The 20,825-nt window shown below is 75.3% G+C and carries 23 protein-coding genes; 17 read left to right on the top strand and 6 right to left on the bottom strand.

Annotated elements, in window-relative coordinates; translation table 11 throughout:
- Nucleotides 1-11: 11 nt before the first annotated feature.
- Nucleotides 12-902, bottom strand: coding sequence for an isocitrate lyase/PEP mutase family protein (locus tag CNO22_RS16880; protein WP_198588393.1), 891 nt, complete (start codon nucleotides 900-902; stop codon nucleotides 12-14).
- A 106-nt stretch (nucleotides 903-1,008) separates the two neighbouring features.
- Between CNO22_RS16880 and CNO22_RS16875 the strand changes: the two genes are divergently transcribed.
- From CNO22_RS16875 to CNO22_RS16840, 9 genes are all read left to right on the top strand, one after another.
- Complete coding sequence (locus CNO22_RS16875) at nucleotides 1,009-1,701, top strand: GntR family transcriptional regulator (RefSeq protein WP_100500467.1); 693 nt, start codon at nucleotides 1,009-1,011, stop codon at nucleotides 1,699-1,701.
- Nucleotides 1,698-3,764: a hydantoinase/oxoprolinase family protein gene (locus CNO22_RS16870; protein WP_100500466.1), complete on the top strand. Its 2,067-nt coding sequence runs from the start codon at nucleotides 1,698-1,700 to the stop codon at nucleotides 3,762-3,764. Before CNO22_RS16875 ends, CNO22_RS16870 begins: the two co-directional genes overlap by 4 nt.
- A gap of 3 nt (nucleotides 3,765-3,767) precedes the next feature.
- Nucleotides 3,768-5,645, top strand: coding sequence for a hydantoinase B/oxoprolinase family protein (locus CNO22_RS16865; protein ID WP_100500465.1), 1,878 nt, complete (start codon nucleotides 3,768-3,770; stop codon nucleotides 5,643-5,645).
- Nucleotides 5,646-5,667: 22 nt separating this feature from the next.
- Complete coding sequence (locus CNO22_RS16860; protein WP_100500464.1) at nucleotides 5,668-6,285, top strand: isochorismatase family protein; 618 nt, start codon at nucleotides 5,668-5,670, stop codon at nucleotides 6,283-6,285.
- Between the two features lie 183 nt (nucleotides 6,286-6,468).
- On the top strand, nucleotides 6,469-6,933 hold the full coding sequence (locus CNO22_RS16855) for an NUDIX domain-containing protein (protein ID WP_100500463.1): 465 nt from the start codon (nucleotides 6,469-6,471) through the stop codon (nucleotides 6,931-6,933).
- Nucleotides 6,934-7,057: 124 nt separating this feature from the next.
- Nucleotides 7,058-7,231, top strand: coding sequence for a hypothetical protein (locus CNO22_RS27795; RefSeq protein ID WP_157936986.1), 174 nt, complete (start codon nucleotides 7,058-7,060; stop codon nucleotides 7,229-7,231).
- Between the two features lie 265 nt (nucleotides 7,232-7,496).
- A complete protein-coding gene (locus CNO22_RS16850) occupies nucleotides 7,497-8,468 on the top strand; it encodes a hypothetical protein (RefSeq protein WP_100500462.1) in 972 nt (323 codons plus the stop codon).
- A 172-nt stretch (nucleotides 8,469-8,640) separates the two neighbouring features.
- A complete protein-coding gene (locus CNO22_RS16845; RefSeq protein WP_100500461.1) occupies nucleotides 8,641-9,063 on the top strand; it encodes a hypothetical protein in 423 nt (140 codons plus the stop codon).
- Between the two features lie 131 nt (nucleotides 9,064-9,194).
- Nucleotides 9,195-9,428, top strand: coding sequence for a hypothetical protein (locus tag CNO22_RS16840; RefSeq protein ID WP_100500460.1), 234 nt, complete (start codon nucleotides 9,195-9,197; stop codon nucleotides 9,426-9,428).
- 102 nt (nucleotides 9,429-9,530) lie between these two features.
- On the opposite strand, the gene CNO22_RS16835 is transcribed toward CNO22_RS16840, so the two are convergent.
- The 3 genes from CNO22_RS16835 to CNO22_RS16825 form a co-directional block, all read right to left on the bottom strand.
- A complete protein-coding gene (locus CNO22_RS16835; protein WP_100500459.1) occupies nucleotides 9,531-9,887 on the bottom strand; it encodes a cupin domain-containing protein in 357 nt (118 codons plus the stop codon).
- Between the two features lie 17 nt (nucleotides 9,888-9,904).
- The gene (locus tag CNO22_RS16830; RefSeq protein WP_100500458.1) at nucleotides 9,905-11,275 is read right to left on the bottom strand and encodes an FAD-binding oxidoreductase; all 1,371 of its coding nucleotides are present in this window, start codon (nucleotides 11,273-11,275) and stop codon (nucleotides 9,905-9,907) included.
- Between the two features lie 211 nt (nucleotides 11,276-11,486).
- Nucleotides 11,487-11,870, bottom strand: coding sequence for a PaaI family thioesterase (locus CNO22_RS16825; RefSeq protein WP_100500457.1), 384 nt, complete (start codon nucleotides 11,868-11,870; stop codon nucleotides 11,487-11,489).
- A 222-nt stretch (nucleotides 11,871-12,092) separates the two neighbouring features.
- Here CNO22_RS16825 and CNO22_RS16820 point away from each other — a divergent pair, with 222 nt between their 5' ends.
- On the top strand, nucleotides 12,093-12,713 hold the full coding sequence (locus tag CNO22_RS16820) for a hypothetical protein (protein ID WP_100500456.1): 621 nt from the start codon (nucleotides 12,093-12,095) through the stop codon (nucleotides 12,711-12,713).
- A gap of 142 nt (nucleotides 12,714-12,855) precedes the next feature.
- Entirely contained in the window at nucleotides 12,856-13,545 is a 690-nt protein-coding gene (locus tag CNO22_RS16815; RefSeq protein WP_100500455.1) for a maleylpyruvate isomerase family mycothiol-dependent enzyme, read from the top strand.
- A gap of 122 nt (nucleotides 13,546-13,667) precedes the next feature.
- On the opposite strand, the gene CNO22_RS16810 is transcribed toward CNO22_RS16815, so the two are convergent.
- Nucleotides 13,668-13,871 (bottom strand): hypothetical protein, encoded by a 204-nt coding sequence (locus CNO22_RS16810; protein WP_198588392.1) that lies wholly within the window; start codon nucleotides 13,869-13,871, stop codon nucleotides 13,668-13,670.
- A 126-nt stretch (nucleotides 13,872-13,997) separates the two neighbouring features.
- Complete coding sequence (locus CNO22_RS16805) at nucleotides 13,998-14,447, bottom strand: GNAT family N-acetyltransferase (protein WP_100500454.1); 450 nt, start codon at nucleotides 14,445-14,447, stop codon at nucleotides 13,998-14,000.
- Nucleotides 14,448-14,543: 96 nt separating this feature from the next.
- On the opposite strand from CNO22_RS16805, the gene CNO22_RS16800 reads away from it, so the two are divergent.
- The 6 genes from CNO22_RS16800 to CNO22_RS16775 all read left to right on the top strand — a co-directional run bounded on the left by CNO22_RS16800 (nucleotide 14,544) and on the right by CNO22_RS16775 (nucleotide 20,567).
- Nucleotides 14,544-15,566, top strand: a complete 1,023-nt coding sequence (locus tag CNO22_RS16800) for an iron ABC transporter substrate-binding protein (protein WP_100500453.1) — start codon at nucleotides 14,544-14,546, stop codon at nucleotides 15,564-15,566.
- Nucleotides 15,567-15,688: 122 nt separating this feature from the next.
- Nucleotides 15,689-17,149 (top strand): ABC transporter permease, encoded by a 1,461-nt coding sequence (locus tag CNO22_RS16795; protein ID WP_232807103.1) that lies wholly within the window; start codon nucleotides 15,689-15,691, stop codon nucleotides 17,147-17,149.
- A gap of 34 nt (nucleotides 17,150-17,183) precedes the next feature.
- Nucleotides 17,184-18,236, top strand: a complete 1,053-nt coding sequence (locus tag CNO22_RS16790; RefSeq protein ID WP_100500451.1) for an ABC transporter ATP-binding protein — start codon at nucleotides 17,184-17,186, stop codon at nucleotides 18,234-18,236.
- A 38-nt stretch (nucleotides 18,237-18,274) separates the two neighbouring features.
- Complete coding sequence (locus CNO22_RS16785; RefSeq protein WP_232807102.1) at nucleotides 18,275-19,060, top strand: aldolase; 786 nt, start codon at nucleotides 18,275-18,277, stop codon at nucleotides 19,058-19,060.
- Nucleotides 19,057-19,911 carry an NAD-dependent epimerase/dehydratase family protein gene (locus CNO22_RS16780; RefSeq protein ID WP_100500449.1) on the top strand — a complete coding sequence of 285 codons (855 nt, stop codon included), beginning with the start codon at nucleotides 19,057-19,059 and terminating at the stop codon, nucleotides 19,909-19,911. Before CNO22_RS16785 ends, CNO22_RS16780 begins: the two co-directional genes overlap by 4 nt.
- Nucleotides 19,908-20,567 (top strand): glycosyltransferase, encoded by a 660-nt coding sequence (locus CNO22_RS16775; protein ID WP_100500448.1) that lies wholly within the window; start codon nucleotides 19,908-19,910, stop codon nucleotides 20,565-20,567. The genes CNO22_RS16780 and CNO22_RS16775 overlap by 4 nt, the downstream gene beginning before the upstream one ends.
- Nucleotides 20,568-20,825 lie beyond the last annotated feature (258 nt).

Below are 20,825 nucleotides of genomic sequence, written 5' to 3'. Positions count from 1 at the left end.
GCGGCGGGGGGTCAGGCGGTGCCGAAGCGCTGCTCCAGCTCCTGCACCTCCGGCAGGCCCATGAGGTCGGTGTACTCCTCGAACGACGGCAGCCCGTCGAGCGAGGGGACACCGTCGCGGCGGAGCGTCGCCAGCAGCGAGCGGATCCCCGCCGTCGCGGCCAGCAGGGTGCCGATCGGGTAGATCACCAGCGCGAATCCGAGCTCGGTCATCCGCTGCAGCGACAGTGGGGGCGTGCGCCCGCCCTCGGCCCAGTTGAAGACCAGGGGCGCGACGCCCGCCAGCTCCTCCGCCACCCGCTCGACGTCGGCCTCGCTCGTGGGCGCCTCCACGAAGAGCAGGTCCGCGCCGGCGTCGGCGTAGGCCCGGGCCCGCTCCAGCGCGTCGCCCACCCCGCTCACCGCCACCGCGTCGGTGCGCGCGATGAGCACGAGGTCGGGGTCGCGGCGGGCGGCGACGGCGGCGCGCACCTTGCCGACCATCTCGTCGGTCCCGATCAGCGCCTTGCCGCTCATGTGCCCGCACTTCTTGGGCATGACCTGGTCCTCGAGCTGGATGCCGGCGACGCCGGCCTGCTCGTGGAGCTGCACGGTGCGGACGACGTTGAGCGCGTTGCCGTACCCGGTGTCGGCGTCGGCGATGACCGGGACGTCGACCGCGGCGGCGATCCGGCGCGCGTTGTCGACCATCTCCGCACCGCTGAGCAGCCCGACGTCCGGGCGGCCGATCAGCGAGGCCGTCGTCCCGAAGCCGGTCATGTAGACGGCGTCGAAGCCGGCCTGCTCCACCAGCCGGGCCGACAGCGCGTCGTAGGCGCCCGGCGCCACGAGCGGCGCGGGAGCCGCGAGCAGGTCGCGCAGCCGGGCCCGCGGTGCGCGGCCCTGCCCCAGTAGCTCTCCCACACCGGCCTCCTCGTTGTATGCAGCAGATCGACAATCGCGCGAAAGGGATTGTCCCCGACGCCATGCCACCTCTAGGTTTGCACACAATCTCGAGGAGGTGTGACCGGTGACACGTCCACTGACGTCCGCGGAACGCGCGCTCGCGACCCTGCGCGACCTGATCATGGGCGGTGAGCTGGCCCCCGGTGCGCGCCTCGGTGAGGTGGAGCTCGCCGAGCGGCTGGGCGTCAGCCGGACGCCGGTGCGCGAGGCGCTGTCCCGGCTGGCCGCCGAGGGCCTGGTCGAGATCGCGCCCAACCGCGGCGCGCGGGTGGCCACCTGGACCGTGGCCGAGCTCGAGGGCGTCTTCGACCTGCGGTCGGTCCTCGAGCCGCAGCTGACCGCGCACGCCGTCCCGAACGCCACGCCCGCCGACGTCGACGAGCTCGACGCGCTCGCGCGGCGCATGCACGAGGTCGGCACCCCCGGCCCGGGGCAGGACCTCGACGCGCTGGTCCCGCTCAACCGCGCCTTCCACGACCGGCTCGTCGCCCTCGCCGCGCACCCCACCCTGGCCACCGCGCTGGCCGCGGCGATCCACCCGCCGATCGTGCGCCGCAACTTCCTCACCTACGACGAGGCGTCGCTGCGCCGCAGCCTGGCCCACCACAGCGAGATCGTCGCCGCCCTTCGCGCGGGGGACCCCGAGTGGGCGCGCGCCGTCATGACCTCGCACATCGCCAACGCCCGCGCCGTGATGGTGCGGGCCGCCCGAGTGCGGATGGCAGAGCAGGTCGCCCGAGAAGAGGAGTCCGCATGAGTTACCGGCTCGGTGTCGACGTCGGCGGCACCTTCACCGACGTGCTGCTGGTCGACGAGGACAGCGGCGCCACCTGGCGGGCCAAGACCGCCTCGACGCCGGCCGACCAGGCCGTCGGGGTGCTCACCGGGATCGGCAAGGTCTGCGCCGACGCCGGCATCGACATGAGCGAGGTCGCGCAGGTGCTGCACGGCACCACGGTCGCGACCAACGCCATCCTCGAGGGCAAGGGCGCCACCGTCGGGCTGGTCACCACGAAGGGCTTCCGGCAGGTGTTGCAGATCGCCCGCTCCTTCGTCCCCGGCGGGCTCGCCGGCTGGATCATCTGGCCCAAGCCCGAGCCGCTGGCCGACCTGGAGAACACCGTCGAGGCCGACGAGCGGATCGCCAGCGACGGCTCGGTGGTCCGGCCGCTCGACGAGGACGACGTCCGGCGGCAGCTGCAGGCACTGGCCGGACGTGGCGTGCAGGCGCTCGCCGTCTCGCTGATCAACTCCTTCGCCGACCCGGCGCACGAGCAGCGGATCGCCGCGATCGCCGCCGAGGTGCTGCCCGGCGTCCCGGTGTCGCTCTCCTCCGACGTGCTGCCCGAGCTGCGCGAGTACGAGCGGACGCTCACCACGGTCGCCAACGGCTACGTCCAGCCCCAGGTCGCGCGCTACGTGCAGCACCTCTCCGAGGGCCTGGCCTCCGGCGGGGTGACCGGCGAGCTGTCGATCCTGCGCAGCGACGGCGGGCTGCAGTCGGCCGACGCCGCGGTCGCCGCCCCGGTGACCATGCTGCTGTCCGGCCCGGCCGGCGGGGTCACCGGCGCGGTGTGGGTCGCCGAGCAGTGCGGCCACCGCGACCTGATCACCTTCGACATGGGTGGCACCTCGACCGACGTCGCGCTGGTCCGCGACCTCGACCCGCGGATCGGCCGGGAGACCAAGGTCGGCGACCTGTCGGTGCGCGCCTCGAGCGTCGACGTCCGGACCGTCGGCGCCGGAGGCGGCTCGATCGCGCACGTCCCCGAGCTGACCCGCGCGCTGCGGGTCGGCCCGCAGTCGGCCGGCGCCGACCCCGGCCCCGCCGCCTACGGCAAGGGCGGGGTGGAGCCGACCGTCACCGACGCCAACGTCGTCCTCGGCTACCTGCCCTCGTCCCTCGCGGGCGGGGAGATCACCCTGGACGTCGAGGCGTCGCGGGCCGCCGTCAGCAAGGTCGCCGAGGCGATGGGGCTGGACTCCCCGGAGGCCGCGGCCGCCGGCATCGTCGACATCGTCAACGAGAACATGCTCGGCGGGCTGCGCCTGGTCTCGGTGCAGCAGGGCTTCGACCCGCGCGACTTCGCCCTCGTCGCCTTCGGCGGCGCCGGTCCGCTGCACGCCAACGCGCTCGGGAAGTTGACCGGCGCGTGGCCGGTGATTATCCCGCCCGGGCCCGGCCTGCTGTGCGCGCTCGGCGACGCGACCACCAGCCGGCGGGACGAGTCCGCCCGCACGGTGCTGCGCCGCTTCGGCCAGCTGTCCGGCGCGGAGCTGGCGCAGATCCTGCGCGAGCTCGCCGACGAGGCGGGGGAGCGGCTGGCCGCCCAGGGGCTGGCCCGCGAGCAGCAGACGGTCGGCTTCCAGGTCGACGTCCGCTACCACGGGCAGGGCTTCGAGATCCCGGTGGAGGTCGACCCCGCGTGGCTCGACGACGGCGACGGGGCGCTGACGAAGCTGGGGGAGGCCTTCGACGCCGAGCACGACCGGCTGTTCTCCTTCCTGCTCGGCGTCGACCACGAGCTGGTCAACGCCCGCGCCACGGTCACCGGCCCCCGGCCGGACGTCGCGCCGGTGCGGCTGGAGGAGGGCGACGGCGACCCGGCGGCGGCCCTGGTCACCGAGCACCCGGTCCACGTCGCCGGCGAGCAGGTGACCGCCGCCGTCTACGCACGGGACCGGCTGCGTGCCGGCGACGTCGTCCGCGGCCCCGCGATCGTCACCGAGATGGACTCCACGACGCTCGTGCTCCCCGGGCACGTCGCCGAGGTCCACCCCTCGGGCTCGCTCCTCATCACCCCGGCGCAGGAGGGCTGACCCATGGCATGGATCGTCGAGACCGCGACCGGCGCCGTCGAGCGCGTCGACGTCGACCCGGTGACCCTCGACCTGATCGAGAACGGGCTGCGCAACGCCCGCTACGAGATGGACGAGGTGCTCTTCCGGACGGCGCTGTCGCCGGGCATCCGCGAGCAGCACGACGAGTTCCCGCTGATCGGCGACCCCAGCGGGAAGATGGTCGTCGGCCAGTTCGGCCTGTCCATCCCCGACTTCCTCGAGGGCTTCGACGACACCGTCGAGGAGGGCGACGTGCTGCTGACCAGCGACCCGTACGCCTGCGGGGCGGCGATCAGCCACGCCAACGACTGGCTGCTGGTCCTGCCGGTCTTCCACGAGGGCCGGGTCGTCGGCTGGGCGTCGATGTTCGGGCACATGTCCGACGTGGGCGGCAAGACGCCGTCGTCCATGCCCACCGACGCGCGCACCATCTACGAGGAGGGCGTGGTCATCCCGCCCTTCAAGCTCTACCGCAGGGGCGAGCTCAACGAGGACGCGCTGCGGATCATCCTCAACCAGGTCCGCATGCCCGACTGGAACCGCGCCGACCTCAACGGCCTGGTCGCGGCCTGCCGCACCGCCGCGCGCCGGGTGGTGGAGATGTGCCAGCGGTTCGGCACGGCGACCTACCTCTCGGCGCTCGACGCGCTGCTGCAGCGCAACCACGACGCGATGAAGGTGCTGCTGCAGATGGTGTTCGAGGAGGGGCGCACCCTCTCCTTCACCGACTACATCTGCGACGACGGGGTCGGCAACGGGCCGTACGAGCTGAAGCTCTCGCTGACCCGCACCGGCGAGAAGGTGCACCTGGACTTCACCGGGTCCTCGCCGCAGGCGGCCGGGCCGATCAACTACTACATCAACGAGAACCTGACCCGGATGTTCTTCGGGATCTACATGATCACCGTCGCCGACCCGCAGATCCTGTGGAATGACGGCTTCTACCCGCTGATCGACGTCACGATCCCGGACGGCTCGTACTGGAAGCCGAAGCACCCGGCGGCGCTCAACGGCCGCAACCACGGCATCGGGCGGGTGTTCGACCTGTTCGGCGGGCTGCTCGGGCAGACCAACCCGGCGCTGCTCAACGCCGCGGGCTTCTCGTCCTCGCCGCACTTCATGTACTCCGGCCACTACTCCGGCGGCGAGCGCAAGGGGGAGTGGTTCCAGCTCTACTCGATCGGCTTCGGCGGCATCCCCGGCCGGCCGCTCGGCGACGGCCCCGACGGGCACTCGCTGTGGCCGAGCTTCGTCAACATCCCCTGCGAGTACCTCGAGTCCTACTACCCGCTGCGGATCGAGACGTGGGAGACCGTCCCCGACACCGGCGGCGCGGGCCTGCACCGCGGCGGCAACGGCGTCGACGTCGCCTACGTGTTCGAGGAACCCGGCGAGATCGCGATCCACGACGACCGCTGGCTCACCTACCCGTGGGGCGTGAACGGCGGGCACCCCGGCGCCCGCGGCCGCAAGTGGATCGACCGCGCCGACGGCACCCGCGAGGTGCTGCCCAGCAAGTGCCACGGCGTGCCGGTGGCGCCGGGCGACGTCCTGCACTTCGTCACCTGGGGCGGCGGCGGGTGGGGTGACCCCCTGGAGCGCGACCCGGAGCTGGTGGCCCGGGAGGTGCGGCGGGGACTGGTCACCTCCCGGGGAGCCGAGCGGTACGGCGTCTGCGTGACCGAGGACGGCGAGGTGGACGCCGAGGCCACCACGACGCTGCGCGACCAGATGCGCGCCGACCGGCCCGCCGAGCTGCCGGTGTTCGACATGGGCCCGCCGGTCGAGGAGCTGCTGGCCCGCTGCGAGGAGGAGACCGGCCTGCCCGCGCCGCGGCGCCCGGTGTGGACCTCGGCGTGACGCCGGGGCCGGAGGCGGATCGGTGAGCGCCCCGGAGCCCGGGCCGCACGGGTCGGCGTTCTCCGGGCGGGTCGGCTGGGGCGCGCGACCGGCGGTGCTCGTCATCGACCTGTGCCGGGCCTACACCGAGCCGGGCGGGCCGTTCGCCCTGCCGGACCCGGGCCCCGCGGTGGGGGCGACGGCCGAGCTGGTCGCCGCTGCCCGGGCGGCCGGGCACCTCGTCGTGTGGACGGCGGTCCGCTACACCGCGGGCCTCGGGGACGGCGGGCTGTTCGTGCACAAGGTGCCGGCGCTGGCCTGCTTCGTCGAGGACGCGCCGGGTGACTGGGGTGCGCTGACCCTGCAGCCGGGACCCGGGGAGCCGGTCGTCGTCAAGCAGTACGCCTCGGCGTTCTTCGGCACCTCGCTGGCCTCCACCCTGCACGCGGCCGGCGTCGACACGGTGGTGGTCGCGGGCGTCTCGACGTCGGGCTGCGTGCGGGCCACCGCCATGGACGCGCTCAACTCCGGCTTTCGCCCGCAGGTGGTGCGCCAGGCCTGCGCCGACCGGACGCCGGCGCTGCACGACAACAACCTGGCCGACCTCGACGCCAAGTACGCCGACGTCGTCGACCTGCCCGAGGCCCTCGCCCACCTCTAGACCGCGGCGCCGCCCGGCTGTCACCCCCGCGCCGGGCGGCGCCGCTCGCACGAGCCGGGGTCCTCGAGCCGACCGGGGCCGGCGGCTGGTAGACACCTCGCCGCGCGACCTCGACCCCTGCTTCCTCCTGTGGGCAGCGGCTGAGGTCGCGCGGGGGACAGCCCGGTGCGGAGGGAGGCGCGGATGCCGAGGACCAGCGCGGGGCTGCTGCTCTACCGGCGGCACCCCGAGCGCGGCCTGGAGGTGCTCCTCGGGCACATGGGCGGCCCGTTCTGGGCGCGCAAGGACGCCGGCGCCTGGTCGATCCCCAAGGGCGAGCACGGTCCGGACGAGGAGCCGAGGGACGTCGCCCTGCGCGAGTTCGCCGAGGAGCTGGGGTCCCCGGCGCCGGTCACCGACCTGGTCCCGCTGGGAGAGGTCCGGCAGTCCGGTGGCAAGCGGCTCACCGCCTGGGTCGCGGCGGGCGACCTCGACGCGGCGGCCGCGGTCAGCAACACCTTCCCCCTGGAGTGGCCGCCGCGCTCGGGCCGCGTGCAGGAGTTCCCCGAGATCGACCGAGCCGCCTGGCTGACCGTCGAGGAGGCCCGCGAGAAGCTGGTGCGGGGCCAGGTGCCGCTGCTCGACCGGCTGCTCGACCTGCTGGCGTGATCGTCCCGCAACGGTTGGACGACAGCTCGTCCCACCCGCCCCACACCGCACCGGCGCGGCCGCCGTCCTGGCAGGGTCCGGCCGAGCGAAGTCGCCGGACTTCCCGAGGACGAGGAGGACGCCGATGTCGGCGTGTGCGAAGTGCGGTGCAGCCCGTCAGCAGGGCCGGTTCTGCGTCGGCTGCGGCGCGGTGGTCCCGGTGGCGCCGGCGCGCCCGCGGTCGCCGCTGGCCGACGAGCTGACCCAGCCGGTCCTGCGCCTGGACCGCCCGTCGAAGCCCGCCGTCCCCGCCCGCTGAGCGCCGTCGGCCCGGGCCGAGAGTCGACGTGCCCGGCTGCCGGGTGAGCAGCCGTGGACGCCGACACGCGGTGGCGCGCCGATGCGGACGACCGCGACTGCGCACTCGGCAGACCGGCGCACGGGTGACACGTCGACAGGTCGATCTGTCGACGTGTCGTGATGCGCTTCACAGCAAGCAATACGCTTGCAGGAGTTAGCAGACGGCGACCGCCGGGCATGAATTCAGACGTCAGGTCATCCCCGATGTCTGGAGTCCTCCCGTCATGACCGACAACACCAAGATCGTCAACCAGCTCCGCGCCCTCGTCCTGCTGACCCAGACCGAGGAGCAGGTCGCCCGCACCCGCGTCTCGCAGGCCCGCACCGAGGCCGTCACCCGCGAGCTGACCCAGAACGCCGACAACGCCGCCGAGCGCACCCGGGCGATCACCGACCAGCTGCGCGCCCTGGGTGGCGTGCCGGACGTCGTGACCCCCGCCGTCGGCCGCCTCTCCGCCGTCCTCAAGGCCGGCTTCGAGCAGGGTGCGCCGCTCGAGGAGGCCCTGCTGACGGACCTCTCCCTGGAGCACCAGCTGCACGACCGCGCCACCTACCTCAAGGTGCTCGCCGAGCAGGCCGAGCTGCCCCGGGTGCGCGCGCTGGCCGAGCGGCTGCAGACGGCGCACGCGGCCACCATCGAGTGGCTGACCGTCGTCCTCGCCGAGGAGGCCATGGGCGGCCCCGCCGCGCTGCAGCCCACCCCGATCCAGCGCGTCGCCGGCACCGCCGCCCGCGCCGCCAACGCGCCGGTCCGCTTCTGGGCCGACCGGGTCAACCAGGCCGTCAACACGGTGCAGCAGCGCCGCGAGGCCGCCAACGAGCGGATCGACGAGGTGACCGGCAAGGCGTCCTCGTTCACCGACGCCGTCCGCGAGACGCTGACCGTCGGCCGCAGCGCCGCGCTGCGCCGGGCCGAGCGGATCGCCCGCCGCGAGGGCAACCGGGACGCCGCCGAGGCCGCCCGCACCGCCCGCGAGGAGCTCGGCGACGTCAGCGCCGACGAGCTGCCGATCAAGGGCTACGACTCGCTGTCGACGCAGGACGCGATCAAGGCGGTCAAGGGGCTCAAGACCGCGCACGACGTCCGGGTGATCATCCGCTACGAGGAGACCCACAAGGCCCGCACCAGCGTCGTCAACGCCGCGCAGACCCAGGTGGCCGCGCTGGCCAAGGAGGCCGTGGGCGTCGACAGCTGACGCCGCACCGCCCTCCGCGAGGGCCCGTTCCCACCCGGGAGCGGGCCCTCGCGGCCGTCCGGGGCGGTCACGACGTGTACGGGCGGGCGCGGTCGGTCCGGGCTCGCGGGTGTGGGGAGATCTCCGTCGCACCGGGTTTGACCCCCCGCGGGTGCCGGGGATGGGATGCCGCATGCGCAACACACCCGACGCCCTCGAGCAGGAGTTCTCCCTGACGACGGCCGTCACCCGCCTGGACTTCCTCAGCCGGCGGGACAGCGGGGAGACCACGCTGAACACCGCCGAGGACGTCGACGCCGACGACTGGTCGTCGTTCAAGGCCGTGACCACGTCGCTCGACGTCCCCGAGTCGCTGGAGCTGCTGGCGCTGGGCGAGGTCGTCGCCCGCAAGGCCCGGGACAGCCAGCTGACCGGGTTCCGCGCCGCGTTGCGCGGCGGCGCCTCGTGGGAGCAGATCGCCGAGGCGCTCGACGTCCGGCCCGAGGAGGCGTGGACCCGCTACCACGAGCTCATCGAGCGCCAGGAGCGCTCCCGGGTGCTCGACCCGGAGGCGGCCGCCGCGGCCCGCGGGCTCGCCGGCACCCGCCCCCGCTGACCCGGGCGACGACGCGGCGCACGCACCGGTTCCGCTGCGGCGGCCTTTCCGCTGGACTGGGCCTGCCGGCGTCGTCCGCGGCAGCCGCCACGGGGTCGCCGGAGACCGAGCAGCCGTCGAGGAGGAACGCGATGAGCATGGCCACGGAGACCGGCGATGTCACCGGCACCAAGGACAAGGACTACAACCTCATCTGGTTCACCGAGCAGTGCCTGAGCAACGCGCTGCGGCTGGAGACCTACATCCAGGACGCGGAACGGGACGGCGACAACGAGCTCGCCGAGCTGTTCCGAAAGGCGCAGAGCGACAGCCGCAAGGGCGCTGAACGGGGCAAGGCCCTGCTCGGTGCCCGGATGAGGGGCTGACGAGGACGGGAGGGGCGGGCGCCGTGCGCACGGCGCCCGCCCCTCCCGTGTGTTCCCGCGAGTACCGGGAGCCCGGGGCGGGCAGCCTGCCCCGGGCTCCCGTCAGCCGCCCTGGAGGTGCCGGACGACGGCCTCGAGCTCCTCGGACGGGGAGAAGTCGACGTACTCGCAGTCGGTCAGCGCCTCGGGCCCGTGGCCGGCCGCCCAGTAGAACGCCTGCCCTGCCTCGTGGACGGTGACGCCGTCCTCGCCGTGCATCGCGAGGCGGCCACTGATCATGTAGCCCCAGTGCGGGCAGGGGCAGAGGTCGCCCGGGAGCCCGGCGAGGCCCGGCCGGAGGTCGGCTCCGGCGGGCAACCGCACCCAGGCGATGCTCATGTCCCCGACGCGATCGGTGCGGAACTCGACCCCGTCGCCCTCGATCGCGATCGGGAGGTCGGTGCGCGCGATGGTCTGCATGACTCCTCCTCGAGTCGTCACGGCACGATGTTCTGGTTGAGGTGGAACAGGTTCCCCGGGTCCCAGGTCCGCTTGACCTCGCGCAGCCGCTCGTAGTTGGCGCCGTAGTTGTCGGCGACCTTCGACGCGTCGTCGGCCGAGGCGAAGTTGGTGTAGCCCCCGGCCTGGGAGTGCGGCGCGATGGCCGCGTGGTAGTCGCGGACCCAGCGGGTGTTCGCCTCGTCGTCGGCCGGGTCCGGCCACATCCCGGCGATCACCGTCGCGAAGTTCGCATCCCGGTGGCCGAACGCCGTCGCGTCCGGCGGCACGTCGTGCACGGCGCCGTCGATCGGGTAGATGTGCATCGTCGAGTTGACCACCGGCACCCGCGCGCCGTGCTCGACGTGCGTGGCGATCGCCTCGTCGGTCAGCTCGGTGACGAACGCGGCCTTCCAGTAGTGCTGCAGGCCCGGTGGCACCAGTGGGTCGAAGGCGCTGTTGAGCGCCGGGTAGGGCATCGGCCCGACGTGCTCGGCGACCGGCGCCGCCACCTCGCGCAGCCCGTCGACGATCCGCGCGCCCTCCTCCGCGGGGCCGTTGTAGCAGGAGATCACCGCCACGAACGGCTCGCCGACCCGGTCCTCCGGCACGAACGGCAGCGGCGGGGCGATTTGGAAGGCCGGGAAGCCGCCGTACTCGCGGGGCGCGTCGCGGATGAACTCGCGGAAGAAGGTGAGCACCGCGGGTGCGTCGGCCAGCTCGAAGAACATGGGCCCGCCGTAGATCTGGTCCACCGGGTGCAGGCGGAAGGTGAAGCGGGTGACGACGCCGAAGTTGCCGCCGCCGCCGCGCAGTGCCCAGAACAGGTCGGCGTGCTCGCCCTCGTCGGCGGTCACCACGCGGCCGTCGGCGGTGACGACCTCGGCCGCGACCAGGTTGTCGCAGGACAGGCCCGCGCCGCGGGTCAGGTAGCCGATCCCGCCGCCGAGGGTCAGCCCGCCGATGCCGGTGGTCGAGATGATCCCGCCGGTCGTGGCCAGGCCCGAGGCGGCGGTCGCGTCGTTGAACCGGCCCCACGTCGTCCCGCCGCCCGCGCTCGCCGTCCGCGCCTGCGGGTCGACGTCCACGGCCTGCATCGCCGACAGGTCGACGACGACCGCGTCGTCCGCCGTGCCGAAGCCGGGTACGGAGTGCCCGCCGCCGCGGACGGCGACCGCGCGGCCGCTCTCCGCCGCGTACCGCACCGCGGCCACCACGTCGTCGGTGCCGGCGCACCGGACGATCAGGTGGGGCCGGGCCTCGATCATGGCGTTGTAGACGTGCCGCGCCTCCTCGTAGTCCGGGTCCTCGGGCCGGATGACCTGGCCCCGGATGCGGTCGGCGAGCGTGCCTGGCAACTGCGTGGTCATGGCCCCTCCAGCGGTCGTCCGGAACGGTGGACGACGCCGGCAGGGCTACGACCCGGCCAGCAGCGCGCGGCCGCCGGCCCGGGGGCTGCGGGAACGCGTCGCTGGCTCGGCGCAGCCCCCGTCGTCGCCGGCCGGGGCCGACCGTAGTGAGGTCGCACCCCCGCGGACAGGGCCCATCGACCGTGCTGCGGCGGCCCGGCGGCCCGGCGGGTCAGCGCTGCAGCAGCGCGAAGGTGGCGACGGCGTGCGCGACCGCCTCGCCGTCCTGCTCGACGTCGGCCTCGCAGATGGTGAGGTGCCGACCGCGGGTGCGGACCCGGCCGGTCACGACCAGCGCGCCGGGTTTCCCCGGCCGCAGGTAGGTGACGGTGAGCTGGCTGGTCGCCGGCACCTCGCCGTCCTCGGTGGTGGTGCGCACCGCCGAGCCCATCGCCGAGTCGACCAGCGTGGCCACCACACCGCCGTGCAGCGTGCCCGCCGGGTTCAGGTGCTCGTCGCCCACCTCGAAGGCGATGCGCGCGCCGCCGTCGTCGGCGTCCTCGACCCGCGCGCCGATCCGTCCTGCGAAGCCCCCGGGGCCCGTCTGCTCGCTCATGCCGCCGCGCTACCCGCGCGCCGGGAAGCGGAACCGGGACCCCGGCGTGGGAGTCGGCGCCGGACCGGCGCGGCGGGACCCCACGGTCGCGCGACGATGCCGCGTCGACCTCGTGACATCGCGCCTCGGACCGCCACGCCTGGGCAGCCCCGTCCTGCCGCGCCGGCAGACCGGCCGCCGACGCGGTGCACCGTGCACCCGGCCGGAAGAGGAGATGTCCGTATGCCGTCCAACGCCCGCCTGGACCTGGCTCCCCGTCGTCGCTGGAGCGCCGTCCCCCTCGCCGCGGGGGCCGCGCTGACCCTGCTCCTCACCGGGTGCGGTGAGGAGGCAGCTGACGACGCCCCCGTGGCCGAGGAGGGCACGGAGGTCCTGGAGGACGACGCCGCGGACGCCGACGACACCGCCGGCGCGGCGGAGTCGACCGACGACCCGACGGCCACCGACACCGCCGCGCCGATGGCCGGCGAGCCCGGGACCCTGATCGCCGGGGACGTCGACCTGCTCGCCGCGGCGGCCGTCCCCGATGCGGCCGCGCAGTTCGAGCAGCTGGTCGACCAGCAGGTCACGGCCACCGAGGTGCCCGTCGTCGAGGTCGTCACCGACGAGGGCTTCCTGGTCGGCTCGCCGGACGCGCCGGTGTTCGTGCGCCTGGTCTCCGCGGGCGAGTCGCCGATCGACGTGGACCCCGGAGACACCGTGACCTTCACGGGCACGGTGGCGCCCATCCCGCCCGGCTACGTCGAGCAGGCCCGGCTCACCCCCGAGGTCGCCGACCTGCTGCAGCAGCTCGGCCACCTCGTCGAGGTGCCGAGCCCGCAGGACCTCACCGTCAACCCCTGAGGAACGCGGTCACCCGGCGGGCGGCCCCGGCCGGGTGACCGACCCCGCCCCGTGCCACCGGCTCCTGGTGGCCGGAGTTCCCGCGGTGTGCCAGGTTCGTGCCGGGCCACCGCCCTGCCGCATGCCCCCGGGAGGAGACGCCATGACCGCGCCGCAGACCCTGGGCTGGTGGGCCGACGGCGAGCGGTTGTTCGCCACCGCGCTGGGCCGGGTGACCGACGAGGAACTCGACGGCGCCTCGCTGCTGCCCGGCTGGGACCGCCGGCACGTGGTGGCGCACGTCGCCCGCAACGCCGACGCGCTGCTCAACCTGCTGACCTGGGCGCGCACGGGCACCGAGACGCCGATGTACCCCTCCCGCGAGGCCCGGGACGCCGGCATCGCCGAGGCGGCCGCGCTGGACGCTCCGCGGCTGCGCACCGAGCTGATCGCGGCCACCGCCCGCTTCGCCGACGCCGTCCGCGGGCTGCCGGCGCAGGCCTGGTCGGCCACGGTGCGCACCATGCAGGACCGCGAGGTCCCGGCGTCCGAGGTGCCGTGGATGCGCTGCCTCGAGGTGGTGGTGCACGCCGTCGACCTCGACGCCGGGGTGGGCTTCGCCGACGTCGCCGAGGAGGTGCAGGCGGCGATCTGCGAGGAGGTGCTCGCCTCCTGGGCGCGGCGGGGCGAGACGCCCGACGTCGTCCTCTTCGCCGGCGACCGGGAGTGGGGCAGCGGCGCTCTCGCCGTCTCCGGGCCGCTCCCGGCGGTCACCGGTTGGCTGACCGGGCGCAGCGGGGGCGAGGAGCTGACGGCGGACGGCGCCCTGCCGGACCTGCCCCGCTGGATCTGACGGGACGCCCTGCCGGACGGCGCGTCGTCGCGTGCTGAGCGCTGCCGGGGCCCGGTGGGTAGCTGAACCTCGCGGTCTCGTACAGTTCCCGTGTGTCCGGCGTCACGGGGGCGCCGGACACGTCACCCCGTCCAGGGCACCCGGGCGAGCAGGGCCCGGGCGAAGGCCTCGGCCGCGGGGTCGACCGGGCCGCCCGCCGCCGCGGCCCGCAGCCAGCCGGCCAGCGGCGCGGCGAGGGCGGGGGAGAGCGCCGCGATCCAGGCGCCGCTCCCCGCTCGTGCCTCGGCCACGTGCTCGGTGCCGCCGTCGGGGGCGTGCGCGACCACCTCGGGCCGGGTGGCCAGCAGCCCGCCGGTCCGCCAGTCGCCGGGCGTGGTCCGGGCGGCGAGCGCGCGGCCCCCTGCAGGGTCCCGCCGCGAGCCTGCGAGCGGCGGGGGGCAGGGGGTCCTCTTCTACGCCGGCTCGCGGCGCATCGGGACGTGCGGGATGCCGTCCTCGACGTAGCCCGGGCCGCTGCGCGCGAAGCCGAACCGCGCGTACCAGCCCTCCAGGTGCGCCTGCGCGCCGAGGGTGACGGGGACGCCGGCGCACAGCGCGATCCCGGCCTCGACGAGCCGCGCCGCCAGCCCCTCGCCGCGGTGCGCGGCCGCCGTCGCCACCCGGCCGATCGCGCGGGTGTCGCCGTCGTCGAGCACCCGGATGGTGGCGGCGACCGCGCCGTCGTCGTCCTCGAACCACAGGTGCACCGTGGCGGGTTCGAGGTCCCGGCCGTCCAGCTCGGGGTACGGGCACTGCTGCTCGACGACGAAGACGTCGACCCGCAGCCGGCACAGCCCGTACACCTCGGCGCCGGTCAGCTCGGCGAAGCGGGCCGTGCGCATGCGGAGCGGTGCAGCGGTCATGCGGTGAGTTGTAGCCGATGGGGCAGGCCCGCCCCGCTGCCGCCCGTGGTACACCTTCTGCTGAGGTTTGGCTTGCCTATCTTCTGGAGTTCCTACGTGACCAGGCTCGTGCGGACCACCGCGACCGCCCTGTCCGCCCTCACCGTCGCCGGTGTGCTCGCCGGCTGCGGCGGCAGCGACGCGGAGGCCGGCGAGACCCTGACGGTCTACAGCGCCCAGCACGAGAGCCTGGTCCGCACGATGCTCGAGGGCTTCACCGAGGAGACCGGCATCGCGCTGGAGTTCCGCGACGCCAACGACGCCGAGCTCGCCAACCAGATCGTGCAGGAGGGCGAGGCCAGCCCCGCCGACGTCTTCCTCACCGAGAACAGCCCGTCGATCGACGTCCTCGACCGCGAGGGCCTGCTCGCCCCGCTGGACCAGCCGACGCTCGACCAGGTCGACGCGCAGTACCGGCCCTCGTCGGGCAACTGGACCGGCTTCGCCGCCCGCTCCACCGTGCTCGTGTACAACCCCGCGCAGCTCCCCGAGGCGGAGCTGCCGGCGTCGATCACGGACCTGGCGAACCCGGAGTGGCAGGGCCGGATCGGCATCGCCGCGGGCGGTGCGGACTTCCAGGCGATCGTCGCCGGCGTGCTGGCCCTGCGCGGTGAGGAGGCCACCCGGGCCTGGCTGGAGGGGCTGGAGCGCAACGCGAACGTCTACCCGAGCAACACCGCGGTGATGGTCGCCGCCGACGAGGGCGAGATCGACGCCGGCGTCATGTACCACTACTACTTCTACCGGGACCGCGCCGAGAACGGCCTGAAGAGCGACGACGCCGAGCTGCACTACTTCCGCAACGAGGACCCGGGCGCGTTCCTCAGCGTCTCCGGGGCCGGCGTCCTGGCCTCGTCCGACCAGCCCGAGCAGGCCCAGCAGCTGGTCGCCTACCTGACCGGCCCGGAGGCGCAGCAGCGGCTGGCCGAGAGCACGGCGCTGGAGTACGCCGTCGGCACCGGCGTCCCCTCGGCCGAGGCGCTGCCGCCGCTCGAGGAGCTGCAGGCGCCGCAGGTCGACCCGGGGTCGCTGGACCAGCAGCGGGTCACCGAGCTGATGCAGGACGTGGGGCTGCTCTGAGCGCTCCCGCGTCGCCGGCCGCCGGACCCGGGACGACGGCCCGGCCGGCCGTTCCGGGGCGGTCGCGCACACGTGCTCCGCTGACCCTGCTGCTCGCCGCGGCGGTCGCGCTGCTCGCGCTGGTGCCGCTGGCCTTCGTCGTCGCGGAGCTGGTCGAGGTCGGCTGGGCCGGCGTCCGGGAGCTGGTGGTCCGCCCGCGGGTGGCCGAGCTGCTGGGCAACACCGCGCGGCTGGTCGCCGGCACGGTGCTGCTGTGCGCCGTCCTCGGGGTGGGCGCGGCCTGGCTGGTGGAGCGCTCGGCGCTGCCGGGACGGCGGCTCTGGCACGTGCTGCTGGTCGCGCCGCTGGCCGTGCCGGCCTTCGTGAACAGCTACGCGTGGATCTCGCTGCTGCCGGGGCTGGACACCTACGGCGGCGCGCTGCTGGTCGTGACGCTCTCGTACTTCCCGTTCGTCTACCTGCCGCTGGTCGCCGCCTTCCGTGGACTGGACCCGGCGCTGGAGGACACCGCCCGCGGGCTGGGCCTCTCCGGCTGGGCGGTCTTCCTGCGGGTGCAGCTGCCGCAGCTGCGGGTGGCGCTGCTCGGTGGCGGCCTGCTCGTCGCCCTGCACGTGCTCGCCGAGTTCGGCGCGCTGCAGATGCTGCGCTACCCGACCTTCACCACCGCCATCTACGACCAGTACCGCGCCACCTTCAACGGGCCCGGCGCGACCGCGCTGGCCGGGGTCCTGCTGCTGCTCTGCCTGGGCCTGCTGCTGGCCGAGCTGCGGCTGCGCGGTGTGCGCGGCTACGCCCGCACCGGGGCCGGGGTGGCGCGCACCGGGCGGCCGGTCCGGCTCGGGACCCTCGCCGTCCCCGCGCTGCTGGGCCTGGGCGGGCTGGTCGCGCTGTCGCTGGCGGTGCCGCTGGGCAGCCTGGCGCTGTGGATGGTGCGCGGCTCGTCGACCGTGCTGGACGTCGCCGCGCTGGCCACCACCACGGGGACGACGCTCGGGCTGGCCGCGGTCGCCGCCGTCGTCACCACCGCGATGGCGCTGCCCACCGGCTGGCTCGCCGTCCGCGCCCGGGGCCGGGTGGCCACGCTCCTGGAGCGCAGCACCTACCTGGGCAGCTCGGTGCCGGCGATCGTCATCGCGCTGGCGCTGGTGACCGTCTCCCTCGAGGTGACGCCGTGGGCCTACCAGACGGTGCCGGTGCTGCTGGCCGCCTACGCGATCCTCTTCCTGCCCCGCGCGATCGTCACCGTGCGCGCGGCCGTCGAGCAGGCGCCGCCGCTCTACGACGACGTCGCCGCCTCGCTGGGCTCCTCGGCGGCCGACCGGCTGCGCCGGGTGACCCTGCCGCTGCTCGCCCCCGGCCTGGGCGCCGGGGCGGCGCTGGTGTTCCTGGCCGTGGTCACCGAACTCACCGCCACCCTGCTGCTGGCGCCCATCGGCACCACCACGCTGGCCACCGCCTTCTGGTCGGCCAGCAGCGCGCTGGAGTACGGCGCGGCCGCCCCCTACGCCGTGGTGATGGTGCTGCTGTCGGCGCCGGCCACCGTGCTGCTCTCCCGCGACGCCCGGCGGGGGCTGACCACGTGAGCCCCCGTCCCCTGACCCGACGAGGACCGCTGCCATGAGCTCCCTGACCGTCACCGGCGTGACGAAGTCCTACGGCGCGACGCCCGTGCTCACCGGCGTGGACCTGCACGTGCCCGAGGGCAGCTTCACCGCGCTGCTCGGGCCCTCCGGTTGCGGGAAGACGACGCTGCTGCGGCTGGTCGCCGGCTTCGACGACCCGGACGGCGGCACCGTCGAGGTCGGCGGCCGCACGGTGGCCGGCGCGGGCCGCAGCGTGCCGGCCCGGCGCCGGCGCATCGGCTTCGTGCCGCAGGAGGGCGGGCTGTTCCCGCACCTGTCGGTCGCCGGGAACGTCGCCTTCGGCCTGCCGCGCCGGCAGCGCCGGGACGCCGGCCGGGTGGCGGCGCTGCTGGAGCTGGTCGGGCTCGACCCCGTCCTCGCCGAGCGCTCGCCGCACCAGCTCTCCGGCGGCCAGCAGCAGCGCGTCGCGCTGGCCCGCGCGCTCGCGCCCGCGCCGTCCCTGGTGCTGCTCGACGAGCCGTTCTCCTCGCTGGACGCCTCGCTGCGGGAGGAGACGCGGCAGGCGGTCGCCGAGGCGCTGACCGCGGCCGGCGCGACCGCCGTGCTGGTCACCCACGACCAGGCCGAGGCGCTGTCGATGGCCGACCAGGTGGCGGTGCTGCGCGGCGGCCGGCTGGTGCAGCTGGCCGACCCGCGCACCCTCTACCGCAGCCCGCAGGACCTCGACGTCGCCACCTTCGTGGGGGAGTCGGTGGTGCTCGACGCCGACGTCCGGGCCGGCCGGGCGCACTCGGCCCTCGGCGTGCTCGACCTGGGGCGGACCTGCCCCGACGGACCGGTGCGGGTGCTGCTGCGCCCCGAGCAGCTCCGGCTCGGCCCGGCGGCCGGAACCGGGCCGCGCGCCCGGGTGCGCGCTGTCGACTTCTTCGGCCACGATGCGCGGGTGCGCCTCGAGCTGCCGTCGGGCGTCGCGTTCAGCGCCCGGCTGGAGGGCCGGGACCTGCCGGCGGCGGGGGACGACGTGACGGTCGGCGTCCTCGGCGCGGCGCTGCCGTTCCCAGGGGACGACGCGCGCGTGCGAACCTGAGTGTCAGCTGTGGGTTAGGTGTGCCTAAGCTCACCGGCGTGGACCTCTTCCTCTTCACGGTCGACCCCGGCTGGGGCGCCGAGGTGGTCGCCGCGGGTGCGGCCGGGATCGTCGTGGACTGGGAGCGGCGCGGCAAGCACCGCCGCCAGCTCGGCGAGGGCACCCAGATCAACAGCGACACCCCCGCCGACCTCAGCCGCATGCGCGCGGCCACCGGCGGCCGGCTGCTCTGTCGCATCAACGGCTTCGGCCCGTGGACGCCGGCCGAGGTGGACGACGCCGTCGCGCGCGGCGCCGACGAGCTGCTGCTGCCGATGGTGCGCACGCCGGAGGAGGTCGACCGCACCCTCGACCTGGTCGCCGGCCGCTGCGGGCTCGGCATCCTGGTCGAGACGCAGGACGGCGTGGCGCGCGCGGCCGAGCTCGCGCGCCGCCCGCTGTCGCGGGTCTACGTCGGGCTCAACGACCTGCGCATCGACCGCGGCGCGACGCAGCTGTTCACGCCGTTGGTCGACGGCACGGTGGACGCCGTCCGCGCAGTGGTGCCCGGCGCGTTCGGCGTCGGCGGCCTGACGCTGCCCGAGGGCGGCGCCCCGGTGCCGGCCTGGCTGCTCGCCGCCGAGCTGGTCCGGCTCGGTGCGGACTTCACCTTCCTGCGCCGCTCGTTCACCGCCGACATGGCCGGGCGCGACCCGTTCGTCGAGGTGCCGCGGCTGCTCGCCGTCCTCACCGGGCTGGCGACGGCCACCGCCGTCGAGGTGGCCGAGCGCCGGGCCGCCTTCGTCGCCGCGGTCACGGGCGTGCCGGCGGTCCAGTCGGCGTGAGGGCACTGGTCACCGGCGCCGGCGGCTTCGTCGGCCGGCACCTGGCCGCGCGGCTGCGCGGCGACGGGTGGGACGTCGTCCCGCTGACCCGCGCGTCGGTCGACCTGGCCTCGCCGGCCGCGGGTGCGGCCGCGGTACGGGCGGCCGACCCCGACGTCGTCTTCTCGCTGGCCGCGGGGCGCCGGAAGGCGACCCCGGCGGAGCGGGCCGACACGATCGCGGTCAACACCAGCCCGTGGCTGGTCGACGCGCTGCCCGCGCGCTGCCGGGCGGTGGTCCGGCTGGGGTCCTCGACCGAGTACGCCGCCGCGCCGGTGCCGCTGGCCGAGGACGCCGCGCTGCACCCGCGCGGGTTCTTCGGCGCCACCAAGGCGGCCGGCTCGCTGCTGCTGCAGGCCGCCGCGGCCGAGCGCGGGGTGCGGTCGGCGGTGCTGCGCGCCTTCCAGGTGTACGGGCCGGGCGACCACCCGACCCGGCTGGTGCCGGTCGTGCTGGAGGCCGCGCGCACCGGCGGGGCGGTGCCGCTGCCGGCCCGGATGAGCCGGCGGGACTGGGTGTGGGTCGGCGACGTCGTGGACGCCTGCGTGCGTGCCGCGCTCGCCGACGACCTGCCGCCGGGGCAGGTGCTCAACATCGGCACCGGCGTGCAGACGTCGACCGAGGAGCTGGTGGCGGTGGCGTCGCGGGTGACCGGCCGGCCGATCGCCACCGAGGCCGGCGCGCACCCGGGCCGCGACTGGGACACCGACTGCTGGGTCAGCGACCCGTCGCTGGCGGCGTCCCTGCTGGGCTGGCGGGCGTCGGTCGACCTGGCCGAGGGGCTGGCCCGCACCTGGGCCGCGCTGTCGTGACCCGCGTCGCCGTCGTGGTGCCGGTGTACCGGAACGCGGCGACGCTCCCGGCGCTCGTCGACCGGCTGGGCGCCGCGCTCGCCGGCCGGAACTGGCGGCTGCGGCTGGTGGTCGACGCCTGCCCGGCCGGCAGCGCCGAGGTTGCCCTCGGGCTGGCGGGCGCGCGGGTCGGGGTGACGGTGCTGCCGGTGAACGGCGGGCAGCACGCCGCGCTGCGGCGGGGGCTGGCCGACGAGACGGACACCGACGTGTGGGTGTGCATGGACGCCGACCTGCAGGACCCGCCCGAGGCCGTGCCGCTGCTGCTCGACCGGGTCGCCGTGGGGGACGTCGAGGCGGTGTTCGCGGGGCGGCGCGGGGCGTACGAGTCCTGGCTGCGGCGTCTCTCCGGCGGGCTGCACCGGCGGGTGGCGGCGCGGCTGACCGGCCTGCCGCCGGACGCCGGCGCGTTCCTGGCTCTCGGCCCTGCCGTGCGGGCCGCCGTGCTCGCGTCGGAGTCGCCGAGCGTGGTGCTCGCCGTGGGCCTGGCCCGGCGGCCGGTGACCAGCGTGCCGGTCGTGCGGGACGTGCGGCCGGAGGGGCGGTCGGCCTGGACGGCGCGGGCGCGGCTGCGTCAGTCGGTGCGCTCGCTGGCCTGGGCCGTGCGCCAGCGGTAGGCACCCGCCGACCGCGACCTGTTGTCAAGAGGGTCAGCGGATCTGTGGACAGGCTTCTGAGCTGGGGATCCGTGTTGATCGTCGGCCTCGACTCGGCTAGACTTCGAACACTTGATCGAGTCGGTGGGAGGTGTCGTGGACGAGCTGCTGGCCTCCCTGGACGCGCTGGCCGGCGAGGACCTGGCGCCGTTGTTCGGCCCGGCGCTGCTGGAGCGGCTGCGGCCGTTGCTGGCCGCGCAGAACCGGCTGGCCGCCGAG

It is taken from the genome of Geodermatophilus chilensis (genome assembly GCF_002802985.1).
Taxonomy (GTDB): Bacteria; Actinomycetota; Actinomycetes; order Mycobacteriales; family Geodermatophilaceae; genus Geodermatophilus; species Geodermatophilus chilensis.
The sequence above is the reverse complement of the archived record's forward strand: the minus strand, read 5'-3'. Positions and strand labels throughout refer to the sequence as shown.

Bases quoted from the DNA above. Each gene is read 5' to 3' on its own strand.
- CNO22_RS16870 (WP_100500466.1), top strand. From the start codon at position 1,698: ATGAGTTACCGGCTCGGTGTCGACGTCGGCGGCACCTTCACCGACGTG.
- CNO22_RS16865 (WP_100500465.1), top strand. From the start codon at position 3,768: ATGGCATGGATCGTCGAGACCGCGACCGGCGCCGTCGAGCGCGTCGAC.
- CNO22_RS16855 (WP_100500463.1), top strand. From the start codon at position 6,469: ATGCCGAGGACCAGCGCGGGGCTGCTGCTCTACCGGCGGCACCCCGAG.
- CNO22_RS27795 (WP_157936986.1), top strand. From the start codon at position 7,058: ATGTCGGCGTGTGCGAAGTGCGGTGCAGCCCGTCAGCAGGGCCGGTTC.
- CNO22_RS16850 (WP_100500462.1), top strand. From the start codon at position 7,497: ATGACCGACAACACCAAGATCGTCAACCAGCTCCGCGCCCTCGTCCTG.
- CNO22_RS16845 (WP_100500461.1), top strand. From the start codon at position 8,641: ATGCGCAACACACCCGACGCCCTCGAGCAGGAGTTCTCCCTGACGACG.
- CNO22_RS16840 (WP_100500460.1), top strand. From the start codon at position 9,195: ATGAGCATGGCCACGGAGACCGGCGATGTCACCGGCACCAAGGACAAG.
- CNO22_RS16835 (WP_100500459.1), bottom strand. From the start codon at position 9,887: ATGCAGACCATCGCGCGCACCGACCTCCCGATCGCGATCGAGGGCGAC.
- CNO22_RS16830 (WP_100500458.1), bottom strand. From the start codon at position 11,275: ATGACCACGCAGTTGCCAGGCACGCTCGCCGACCGCATCCGGGGCCAG.
- CNO22_RS16825 (WP_100500457.1), bottom strand. From the start codon at position 11,870: ATGAGCGAGCAGACGGGCCCCGGGGGCTTCGCAGGACGGATCGGCGCG.
- CNO22_RS16820 (WP_100500456.1), top strand. From the start codon at position 12,093: ATGCCGTCCAACGCCCGCCTGGACCTGGCTCCCCGTCGTCGCTGGAGC.
- CNO22_RS16815 (WP_100500455.1), top strand. From the start codon at position 12,856: ATGACCGCGCCGCAGACCCTGGGCTGGTGGGCCGACGGCGAGCGGTTG.
- CNO22_RS16805 (WP_100500454.1), bottom strand. From the start codon at position 14,447: ATGACCGCTGCACCGCTCCGCATGCGCACGGCCCGCTTCGCCGAGCTG.
- CNO22_RS16790 (WP_100500451.1), top strand. From the start codon at position 17,184: ATGAGCTCCCTGACCGTCACCGGCGTGACGAAGTCCTACGGCGCGACG.